Origin of the sequence: Kitasatospora sp. NPDC058046 (genome assembly GCF_042885595.1) — a bacterium.
Taxonomy (GTDB): Bacteria; Actinomycetota; Actinomycetes; order Streptomycetales; family Streptomycetaceae; genus Kitasatospora.
The window spans coordinates 466,381-478,902 of record NZ_JBHVRS010000003.1; the positions used below are offsets into that span (position 1 = coordinate 466,381).

The 12,522-nt window shown below is 73.0% G+C and carries 1 protein-coding gene (only partly in view); it reads right to left on the bottom strand.

Translation table 11 applies throughout. The features are described from left to right. Positions 1 to 12,522, bottom strand: the 3' portion of a protein-coding gene (locus ACFVU7_RS09660; RefSeq protein WP_388044847.1) for a type I polyketide synthase. It continues 5,772 nt past the right edge of the window; the window shows 12,522 of its 18,294 coding nt (coding positions 5,773–18,294); its start codon lies off the right edge, out of view; its stop codon occupies positions 1 to 3.

The window sequence follows — 12,522 nt, forward strand, 5'->3', positions numbered from 1 at the left end:
TCAGGAGTCTTTGCCATCGAGGGCTATGCGAATGAGGTCTTCGGCGTCCATGCCGTCGATGGACTCCGTATCCGTTCGACTGTCCGCGCCGTTGTCCTGGGCCGGGTCGGCGAGTTGCAGCAGCAGGTCCAGCAGGCCGGCCTGCCGGATGCGGGCCAGCGGGATCGCCGAGATGGCCTCCCTGAGGGCCGGCTCGTCGGCGTCACCCTCCGGAGCGGCCTGCTCCGGCATGAACTCGCGCAGGATCTGCTCCGCGAGGGCGGTGGCGTTCGGGTGGTCGAAGACCATCGTGGAGGCCAGTCGGATACCGAGCGCCTTCGAGAGGCGGTTCCGCAGCTCGACCGCTCCGACGGAGTCGAAGCCCAGCTCCTTGAAGGCGCGTTGCGGCAGCACGTCGTCCGCCGAGTCGTAGCCGAGGACGGCGGCCGCGTGACCGCGCACCAGGTCGGTCAGGACCTGGCGCTGTTCAGCGGCCGGCATTCCGGCCAACCGGCCCGCCCACTCGCTGACTTCCTCGGTCGTGGTGGTGCCGGCCTCGGCGGCCAGCACCTCCCGAACCTCGGGGAGGTCCGTCAGCAGACGGCTGGCCCGGTGAAGGGTATAGGTCGGCACGAACTGCGGCCAGTCGAAGCCGGCCACCACCATCGCACCCTCACCGGCGTCCAGGACCTGGCCCAAGGCCAGCATGCCCCGACGCCCGTCGATGCCCTCCATACCGAACTCGCGCAACCGCTCACCACCGGAGCTCGCGGCCATGCCGACGCCGGCCCACAGGCCCCACGCGACCGACGAGGCCACCAGGCCCCGGGAACGGCGATCCTCGACCAACGCGTCCAAGTGCGCGTTCGCCGCAGCGTAACCGCCCAGGCCACCGCTGCCCCACACACCCGCGCCCGACGAGAACAGCACGAACGCGTCGAGATCCCGACCCGCCGTCAACTCGTCCAGCACCATGGCGCCGCCGACCTTCGCCGACAGCAGCCAGGACAGGTCCGAAGGCTCGATCTCCTCGACCGGCCTACGGTCACCGACACCCGCCGAGTGGACCACCGACGACAGCACCGGGCCCGCCGCATCGATACGGTCCAGGACCTCCGCCACAGAAGCGCGGTCGGCGATGTCACACGCCACCACGTCGACTGCCGATCCACGAGCCGCGATCGAGGCCGCCAGCTCCGCCACACCGGCGGCACCAGGTCCCGAACGGGACGTCAGCACGACCCGCGAGGCACCACGATCCGCCACCCACTGGGCGGTGATCGCACCGACGCCGCTCGTGCCACCCGTCACCAGCACCGACCCACGCGGCGACCACGCCTCGCGGACGACCGGACGGCCTGCGCGCACCAATCGCCGCGCCAGCACACCGCCCGCACGCACCGCGACCTGGTCCTCATCGCCGACCAGGACGGACGCCAGCCGCGCACCGACGCGGGCGTCCACGGTGGCCGGCAGGTCGATCAGGCCGCCCCAGCGGCCCGCCAACTCCAGTGCCGCGACGGCTCCCAGACCCCAGACCTGCGCCTGGACCGGCCGCACCGCATCACCCGCGACCGCACCCACCGCACCCCGCGTGACCACCCACAGCGGGGCGGACACACCGAGCCGGCCAAGCTCCTGAACCAGCGCGACCGTCGCGGCCAGACCGCCGGGAACCAGCGGGAACGCTTCCTCCGGCGACTCGTCCAGCGCCAGCAGCGAGACCACACCCCGCAGGTCGGAGTGCGCGGCCACCGCAGCGGCGACACCGTCCGGAGTCGAGCGGACGACCCGCGCACCCGGAAGGTCCAGCGCCTCCGCGACCGCAGCCGCGTCGGTGCCGTCCCCGACCAGCAGCCAGGTCCCGGCCAGGACCTCGTTGGACTCGCTCACCGGCGCCCACGACACCCGGTACCGCCAGTCCGCGACCGCCGAGCCGGCCCGCTCGCGGCGCCGCCAGTCGGTCAGCGCACCCAGCGCGGCATCCGCCGGGTCCACCCCGAGCAGATCGGCGAGCGCGGTGACATCACCGCTCTCCACGGCGGTCCAGAAGCCCGCCTCCGCACCGGTGGCCACCGTGACGTCCGCGCGCTTGCGGTCCGCCTCCGGCCAGTAGTGGCGGTGCCGGAAGGCGTAGGTGGGCAGGTCCACCGTCGAACCGCGGCCGAGTACGGCGGCCCAGTCGACGGGGAGACCCTGCGCGTACACCTCGGCGAACGAGGTCAGCAGACGCTGCGCGCCGCCTTCCTCCCGTCGCAGCGTGCCCGCGACGACCGGGGACAGCGCCTCCAGGGCGTCACCGATCGCCGGCGTCAGCACCTGATGCGGCGACACCTCCAGGAACACCCCGTGCCCGGACTCACCCAGCAGACGAACCGCCCGCTCGAACTCGACGGTCTCCCGCAGCGACGCGTACCAGTACGCCGGGTCCAACTCGGAGCCCGCGAGCCACTCGCCGGTCAGCGCCGAGACCATGGGGATGCGGGCCTCGGTCGGCGCGATGCCCTGGAGAGCCGAGAGGATCTCCTCGCGCAGCTCGTCCACGTGCGCGCTGTGGGACGCGTAGTCCACCGGGATCATCCGAGCGCGCGGCGAATCCCCACAGGAGTCAGCCAGTTCACGCAGCGCGTCCGCGTCACCGGAGACGACCGTCGCCGAGGGACCGTTCACCGCCGCAACCGACAGACGGGAACCGTACGGAGCGATCCGGGCCCGAACACCCTCCACCGGCTCCGCGATCGACAGCATCCCACCGCGACCAGCAAGGGCCTTCAGAGTCTTGCTCCGCAGAGCCACGACCTTCGCCGCGTCCTCCAGCGACAGGATCCCGGCCACAGCGGCAGCCGCAATCTCGCCCTGCGAGTGACCGACCACGGCATCGGGAGCGACACCCGCCGCCTCCCACACAGCGGCGAGCGACACCATCACGGCCCACAGCGCCGGCTGCACCACGTCAGCGGCCTCGAAACCGTGCCGGCCCGCCAGAACGCCATCCAACTGCCAGTCCACGTACGGCGCGAGAGCCGCAGCACACTCCGCCAGCTTCGCCGCGAACACCGGCGACGAAGCGGCCAGCTCACGCCCCATGCCGACCCACTGGCTCCCCTGCCCCGGGAAGACGAACACCGTCCGCCCCACACCGGCGGCCGCCACCGACCCGGTCACCACGCCCGCCGCCGGCTGCCCCGTGGCCACCGCCGCCAGACGCTCAGCGAACTCGCCCCGCTCCCCGCCGAGCACGACGGCCCGGTGCTCCAGCGCCGCACGCGTCGTCGCGAGCGACCACGCGACGTCGCCGACCGACAACTCCTGCCGCGCCAGCACGTGTTCACGCAGTCGGCCCGCCTGGCCGGCCAGCGCCTCGGCGTCCCGTCCGGACAGCACCCACGCCGGGACACCGCCCGACAGCACCGGCACGACGCTCCCGCCGTCACTGTCGACGGGCGTCTCCACCTCGGCCGGCGCCTCTTCGATGATCACGTGGGCGTTGGTGCCGCTGATCCCGAAGGCGGACACACCCGCCCGGCGCGGCCGCTCGCCCGCCGGCCACGCCACCTCGTCCTGCAGCAGACGGACGTTGCCCGTCTCCCAATCCACGTGCGAAGAAGGCTCGTCCGCGTGCAGCGTCTTCGGCAGCACACCGGCTTGCAGCGCCAGCACCATCTTGATCACACCGGCCACACCCGCGGCCTGCTGGGCGTGCCCGATGTTCGACTTCACCGAACCCAGCCACAACGGCCGGTCCTCGAACCGCTCCTGGCCGTACGTCGCCAGCAGCGCACCCGCCTCGATCGGGTCACCCAGCTCCGTACCCGTCCCGTGCGCCTCGACCACGTCCACATCCGCCGCCGACAGCTGCGCACTCGCCAACGCCGCCCGGATGACCCGCCGTTGGGCAGGACCGTTCGGCGCCGTGAGACCGTTCGACGCACCGTCCTGGTTGATCGCGCTGCCGCGCACCACACCGAGCACCCGGTGCCCGTTGCGGCGGGCGTCCGACAGCCGCTCCAGCACCAGCATTCCGACGCCCTCGCCCATACCCATGCCGTCCGCGCCCTCGCCGAAGGCCTTGCAGCGGCCGTCGGCCGACAGCGCGCGCAGCCGCGAGAAGCTCACGAACTCGCCCGGGTCGGCCATCACCGTCACACCGCCGGCCAGCGCCACCGTGCACTCGCCCGACCGCAGCGCCTGCACCGCCTGGTGCATCGCCACCAGCGAGGAGGAGCACGCCGTGTCGACGGTCACCGCGGGCCCGTTCAGGCCCAGCGTGTACGACACCCGGCCGGACAGGACGCTGAGCGCGTTCCCGGTGATCAGGTGCGCCTGGGCCTCCGCTTCGTCGCCCAGCACCCCGATGTAGCCGGAGGCGGCCGCACCGATGAACACGCCGGTCGCGGAGCCGTGCAGCGACTTCGGGTCGATGCCGGCCCGCTCGACGGCCTCCCAGGAGGTCTCCAGCAGCAGCCGCTGCTGCGGGTCCATCGCCATCGCCTCACGCGGGCTGATCCCGAAGAACCCGGCGTCGAACTCCCCGGCGCCGCCGAGGAATCCGCCCTCGATCACATAGGTCGAGCCCTCGGCGTCCGGGTCCGGGTCGAACAGGCCCTCGACGTCCCAGCCGCGGTCGGCCGGGAAGCCGCTGATCGCGTCGCCGCCCGCGGCCAGGAGGTCCCACAGCTCCTCGGGCGTCCGGACACCGCCGGGGTAGCGGCAGGCCATACCGACGATCGCGATCGGATCGGTCGAGGCCGGTTGCACCACCACCGGGGTGGTCTCCTCCGAGACGCTCCCGAACAGCGCGGCCAGGATCTCGTCGGCCAGCGCGGACGCGCTCGGGTGGTCGAAGATCACCGTGGACGGCAGCCGGACGCCCACGGCCGCGTTCAGGCGGTTGCGCAGGTCCACGGCGGTCAGCGAGTCGAAGCCCAGCTCGCGGAACGCCCGGCTGGCGACGATCTCGTCCGCCGACTCGTGGCCCAGCACCGCGGCCGCCTGCGTCCGCACCAGCTCCACGACGGTCCGGCGCCGCTCGGCGGCCGACAGGCCCGCCAACCGGGCGGCGAACTCGCTGCGCTGGTCGTCGACCGGACGGCCGGGGGCGGTGTCCTCCTGCGCCTCCGGAATGGTGTCCAGCAGCGGACGGGGACGCGCGGCCGTGAACACCGGCGCGAACTTCTCCCACTCGACGTCCGCGACCGCGATGAAGGTCTCGTCGTCGGCCAGGACCTCACCCAGCGCGGTCAACGCCCGCTGGGTGTCCAGGAAGTTCATGCCCTGCCGCAGCAGGCGGTGCGGGGTCACCCGGCCCGGCGCCTGGTCCATCACCGCGTCCACGGCGTCCCAGTCACGGGTGTTCCACACACCCCACGCGATCGAGGTCCCCGGCAGGCCCCGGCCGCGACGGTCCTCCGCGAGCCCGTCCAGGAAGGAGTTCCCGGCGGCGTACGCGGCGTGGTCGTTGCTGCCCCAGGTCGCCGAGATCGACGAGAACATCACGAACTCGTCGATGCCCAGGTCCGTCGTCGCCTCGTCCAGATAGGTGGCGCCGGCCGCCTTCGCGCCCAGTGCCGCCGCCAGGCCTTCGTGATCCGTGTGCTCGACCCGCGAGAGGTACGGGGTGTTCGCCGAGTGCAGGACAGTCGACAGGCCGGGACCGGTGCTCTCGATCCACGCCACCATCGCCGTGACCTGCGCACGCTCCGTCAGGTCGCAGCTGACGACCTCGACGGCCGAGCCGCCGTTCGCCACGGCGGCGGCGAGCGCCGCCACGCCGTGCGCCGACGGGCCGGACCGGGAGGTCAGAACCACCCTCGGCGCGCGGTGCTCGGCAAGCCAGGGGCCGATGCAGACGCCGATCGAGCCGGTGCCACCGGTCAGCAGGACGGTGCCGCGCGGCGACCAGCCCGCCGACTCGACGCGACGGGCCTCCGCCCGCACCAGACGGCGCAGGAGGACACCCGACGGCCGCACCGCGACCTGGTCCTCACTGCCATCGGCGAACACGCCGACCAGCCGGGCCGCGGCATCGGCGTCCACCACCGGCGGCAGGTCGACCAGACCGCCCCAGCGGTCCGCGTGCTCCAGGCCCACGGCCCGGCCCAGACCCCAGACCTGCGTCTGGATCGGGTTGGTCGTCACCTCGCCGGCCGCGGCCTGCACCGCGCCGCGGGTCAGCACCCACAGCGGAGCGGTGACCCCGGCCCGGCCCAGCGCCTGCACCAGGTCGAGGGTGTCGGCGCTGCCGCGCGGGACCCACCCGAACTCGGCGTCCAGCGACTCGTCCAGGGCCAGCAGCGACACCACGCCCTGGACATCCGCACCGGCGACGGCCTCGTCGAGGCCCGCCAACGTCGTCCGCACGACCTCGGCACCGCAACTCGCCAGCGCCTCGGCCATCACACCGGCGTCCGCCGCGTCCCCGAACAGCAGCCAGGTACCGGACAGGACCGCCGGGCCGCTCCCGGTCGCCGGCTGCCAGGTGATCCGGTAGCGCCAGTCGTCCACCGACGCCCTGGCCCGCTGCGGGGTGCGCGGCTCCGGCCAGAACCGCTGGCGCTGGAAGGCGTACGTCGGCAGGCCGACGCTCTCGCCACCACCGAGCACCGTCGCCCAGTCCACCGGAGCGCCCTGGACGTAGGCCTCGGCGAAGGACGACAGCAGGCGCTCGGCCCCGCCGTCCTCGCGCCGCAGGGTGCCGACCACCACCGAACCGTCGATGTCCTCGACCACGTCGCCCACCGCGCCGGTCAGCACCGCGTGCGGGGACACCTCCACGAACACCCCGTGCCCGGAGGCGCCCAGGATCCGGACCGCCCGCTCGAACTCGACGGTCTCGCGGAGCGAGGCGTACCAGTAGGCGGGGTCCATCTCCGGGCCCGACAGCCATGCGCCCGTCAGCGCGGACACCATGGGGATGCGGGCCTCGGTCGGCCTGATGCCCTGGAGAACAGCGAGGATCTCCTCGCGCAGCTCGTCCACATGGGCGCTGTGGGACGCGTAGTCCACCGGAATCATCCGGGCACGCGGCGAATCCCCACAGGCGTCCGCCAGTTCACGCAGCGCGTCGGCGTCACCGGAGACGACCGTCGCCGACGGACCGTTCACCGCCGCCACCGACAACCGGGAACCGTACGAAGCGATCCGCGCCCGCACACCCGCCACCGGCTCCGCGATCGACAGCATCCCGCCACGACCCGCCAGCGCCTTCAGGGTCTTGCTCCGCAGAGCCACGACCTTCGCGGCATCGCCGAGGGAGAGAATCCCCGCCACAGCGGCGGCGGCAATCTCGCCCTGCGAGTGACCCACCACGGCATCGGGAGCGACACCGGCCGCCTCCCACACCGCCGCGAGCGAGACCATCACCGCCCAAAGCGCCGGCTGCACCACATCAGCGGCCTCGAAGCCGTGCCGGCCCGCCAGCACATCGTCCAACTGCCAGTCCACGTAAGGCGCCAGAGCCTCGGCACACTCCGCCAACTTCGCGGCGAAGACCGGCGAGGCCTCCGCCAACTCGCGCCCCATGCCGACCCACTGGCTGCCCTGACCGGGGAAGACGAACACCGTCCGCCCCACACCGCCAGGAGCCACCGAACCGGTCACCACACCGGACGTCGGCTGCCCCGTGGCCACCGCCACGAGACCCGCCGCGAGCTCACTCCGCTCGCCACCGAGCACGACCGCCCGGTGCTCCAGCGCCGCACGCGCCGTCGCCAGCGACCACGCCACATCGCCGACCGACAACTCCGGCCGCGCCAGCACGTGTTCACGCAGCCGACCGGCCTGACCGGACAGCGCCGCGACGCTCTGGCCCGACACCGTCCACACCGAAGGCGCGGTCCCGAGGACCTCCGGCGCCGGCTGCTCCGCCGGGCGCTCGGCCTCGACCGCCGCGACCGGTACTTCCTCGACGATCAGGTGGACGTTCGTACCACTCACACCGAACGCCGACACACCCGCCCGGCGCGGGCGCCCACCCGCCGGCCACGCCACCGCCTCCTGGAGCAGACGGACGTTGCCCGTCTCCCAGTCCACGTGCGAGGACGGCTCGTCCGCGTGCAGCGTCTTCGGCAGCACCTCGTGCCGCAGCGCCATCACCATCTTGATCACACCGGCCACACCGGCGGCGCACTGCGAGTGTCCGATGTTGGACTTCACCGACCCCAGCCAGAGCGGCCGGTCGGCGGCGCGGTCCTCGGCCTGCCCGTAGGTGGCCAGCAGCGCCTGCGCCTCGATCGGGTCACCGAGCGTCGTGCCGGTGCCGTGCGCCTCGACCACGTCCACGTCCGCCGCCGACAGCTGCGCATTGGCCAGCGCCGCACGGATCACCCGCCGCTGCGAGGGACCGTTCGGCGCCGCCAGACCGTTCGAGGCGCCGTCCTGGTTCGCCGCACTGCCACGGATCACCGCCAGCACCTGGTGCCCGTTGCGCCGCGCGTCGGACAGGCGCTCCAACAGCACCATGCCAGCGCCCTCGCCCCAACCGATCCCGTCGGCCTCCTCCGAGAACGCCTTCGACCGGCCGCTGGAGGCCATGCCGCCCTGCTGGGCGAACTCCATGAAGGCGGCCGGGGAGACCATCACCGCCACGCCGCCGGCCAGCGCCATCGAGCACTCGCCGGCCCGCAGCGCCTGCACCGCCTGGTGCATCGCCACCAGCGAGGACGAGCACGCCGTGTCCACCGTCAGAGCAGGACCGGTCAGGCCCAGGCAGTACGAGATCCGGCCGGAGTGGACAGCGGTCACGTTCCCGATCAGCCGGTAGCCGTCCAGGCTGGTGTCCTCGACGGGCAGGACCGAGCTGTACCCCGAGAAGTTGGCGCCGACGAAGACGCCGGTCGCCGAGCCGTGCAGCGACTTGGGGTCGATCCCGCCGTGCTCGATGGCCTCCCAGGAGGTCTCCAGCAGCAGCCGCTGCTGCGGGTCCATCGACAGGGCCTCGCGCGGGCTGATCCCGAAGAACCCGGCGTCGAACTCGGCCGCGTCATGGACGAATCCGCCCTGTCGCCGGTACTCCTGGCCCTTGCCGAACTCCTCCTCGTAGGCGTCCCACCCGCGGTCGGTCGGGAAGCCGCCGATGGTGTCGGTGCCGGAGGCCACCATGCTCCAGAACTGCTCGGGGCCGACCGCCCCGCCCGGGTACCGGCATCCCATGCCGACGATCGCGATCGGCTCGCCGATCGCCGCGGCCACGACCTGGACCGCGCCGTCCCGCTGGACCGTCTGCTCGTCCGCGCCGACGAGTTCGCCGCGTACGTAGTCCGCGACGGCGGCGGCGTTCGGGTGGTCGAAGACCATCGTGGAGACGAGCCGGACGCCGAGCACCTTCGACAGGCGGTTCCGCAGCTCGACCGCTCCGACGGAGTCGAAGCCCAGCTCCTTGAAGGCCCGTTGCGGCAGCACGTCGTCCGCCGACTCGTGGCCGAGGACGGCCGCCGCGTGACCGCGCACCAGGTCGGTCAGGACCTGGCGCTGCTCAGCGGCCGGCATTCCGGCCAACCGGCTTGCCCACTCGCCGACTTCCTCGACGGTGGACTCGACGGCGGCCTCGGCGGCCAGGACCGCACGGACCTCGGGAAGGTCCGCCAGCAGCCGGCTCGGCCGGTGCAGGGTGTAGGTCGGCACGAACTGCGGCCAGTCGAAGCCGGCCACCACCATCGCGCCCTCGCCCGCGTCCAGGACCTGGCCCAGCGCCAGCATGCCCCGACGCCCGTCGATGCCCTCCATGCCGAACTCGCGCAACCGCTCACCACCGGAGCTCGCGGCCATCCCGACGCCCGCCCACAGGCCCCACGCGACCGAAGAAGCCACCAGACCACGGGAACGGCGATCCTCCACCAACGCGTCCAGGTGCGCGTTCGCCGCCGCGTAACCACCCAGGCCACCGCTGCCCCACACACCCGCACCCGACGAGAACAGCACGAACGCGTCCAGGTCCCGGCCGGCCGTCAACTCGTCCAGCACCATGGCACCGCCGACCTTCGCCGACAGCAGCCAGGACAGGTCCGAAGGCTCGATCTCCTCGACCGGCCTACGGTCACCGACACCCGCCGAGTGGACCACCGACGACAGCACCGGACCGGTCGCGTCGATCGAGTCGAGCAGGCTTGCCACGGAGGCGCGGTCGGCGACGTCGCACGCCACCACCTCCACTGCCGTCCCGCGAGCCGCGATCGAGGCCGCCAACTCCGCCACACCGGCGGCACCAGGACCCGAACGGGACGTCAGCACGACCCGCGAAGCACCACGATCCGCCACCCACTGGGCCGTGATCGCACCCACCCCGCTCGTACCGCCCGTCACCAGCACCGAACCGCGCGGCGACCACGCCTCGCGCACATTCGGACGGCCTGCGCGCACCAACCGCCGCGCCACCACCCCGCCCGCACGCACCGCGACCTGGTCCTCGACACCCGCGAGAACCGACACCAGCCGCGCACCCGTACGCGCATCCACGGAAGCCGGAAGGTCGATCAGCCCGCCCCAGCGGCCCGCCAACTCCAGCCCCGCCACGGCACCCAGACCCCAGACCTGCGCCTGCACCGGCCGCACCACATCACCCGCGACCGCACCCACCGCACCCTGCGTGACCACCCACAGCGGAGCGGACACACCGAGCCGGCCAAGCTCCTGAACCAGCGCGAGCGTGTCAGCACCACCACGCGACACCCACGGACCCGCCTCCTCCGGCGACTCGTCCAGCGCCAGCAGCGACAGCACTCCGCTCAGGTCGGAGCACGCGGCCACCGCCTCACCCACGGCATCCACCGCAGTACGGACCACGGTTGCCCCGTGGGACTCCAGCGCCTCCGCGACCGCAGCGGCATCCGGGGACTCCCCCACCAGCAGCCACGTCCCGGTCAGCACCCCGCCGGACTCGCTCACCGGCGCCCACGACACCCGGTACCGCCAGTCCGCGACCGCCGCATCGGCCTGGCCCCGGCGCCGGTAGTCGGCCAGCGCCGGCAACACCTCGCCCAGCCGGTCGCCGTCGATGTTCAACGCCGCCGCCAGGCCGTCGGCGTCCCCGCCCTCGACCGCCGCCCAGAACTCGGCATCGATGACGGAGCCCTCGGCAACCTCGGCCACCGCCTCGGGCCAGTAGTGACGGTGCTGGAACGCGTACGTCGGCAGGTCCACCGTCGAACCACCGGCGAGGACCGACACCCAGTCCACCGTGGCGCCCTGGACGTAGGCCTCGGCGAACGACGTCAGCAGGCGGTCCGCACTGCCCTCGTCGCGCCGCAAGGTGCCCACCACGACCGGGGACAGCGCCTCCAGGGCGTCACCGATCGCCGGCGTCAGCACCGGGTGCGGCGACACCTCCAGGAACACACCGTGCCCGGACTCACCCAGCAGACGAACCGCCCGCTCGAACTCGACGGTCTCCCGCAGCGACGCGTACCAGTACGCCGGGTCCAGCTCGGAACCCGCCAGCCACTCGCCCGTCAGCGCGGAGATCATCGGGACCTGCGCCTCACGAGGCCGGATCCCCTCAAGGACGGAGAGGATCTCCTCGCGCAGCTCGTCCACATGGGCGCTGTGCGAGGCGTAGTCCACCGGGATCATCCGGGCGCGCGGCGAATCCCCGCACGCCTCGGCGAGTTCACGCAGCGCGTCGGCGTCACCGGAAACCACCGTCGCCGACGGACCGTTCACCGCCGCCACCGACAACCGGGCACCGTACGCGGCGATCCGCGCCCGCACACCCGCCACCGGCTCCGCGATCGACAGCATCCCACCGCGACCGGCCAGGGCCTTCAGGGTCCGGCTGCGAAGAGCAACAACCTTCGCCGCATCCTCCAGCGAAAGAATCCCCGCGACAGCAGCCGCCGCGATCTCACCCTGCGAGTGACCGATCACGGCGTCCGGAGCGACACCAGCCGCCTCCCAGACCGCCGCGAGCGAGACCATCACGGCCCACAGCGCCGGCTGCACCACATCGGCGGCCTCGAAACCGTGAAGGCCCGCCAGCACATCGTCCAACTGCCAGTCCACGTAAGGCGCGAGAGCCTCGGCGCATTCCGCCAGCCGCGCCGCGAACACCGGCGACGAAGCGGCCAACTCACGCCCCATCCCGACCCACTGGCTCCCCTGACCCGGGAAGACGAACACCGTCCGCCCCACCCCACCGGGAGCGAGTCCGCCGGTCACGACACCGGGCGCGGGCTGCCCCGTGGCCACCGCCGCGAGACCCGCCGCGAGCTCACTCCGCTCGCCGCCCAGCACCACCGCACGCTGCTCGAACACCGATCGCGTCGTCGCGAGCGACCACGCCACATCGCCGACCGACAACTCCGGCCGCGCCAAAACGTGTTCACGCAGTCGACCGGCCTGACCGGCCAGCGCCACCGCACTACGACCGGAGACCCGCCACACCGACGTCCCGCCGGCCAGCACCGGAAGCTCCGGAAGCGCCGGGAGCGCCGGGAGCGCCGGCCCAGGCTCGGGCGCCGCCTCGACGGCCGCCGGGGCCTCCTCCACGATCACGTGGACGTTGGTGCCGCTGATCCCGAAGGCCGACACGCCCGCCCGGCGCGGCCGCTC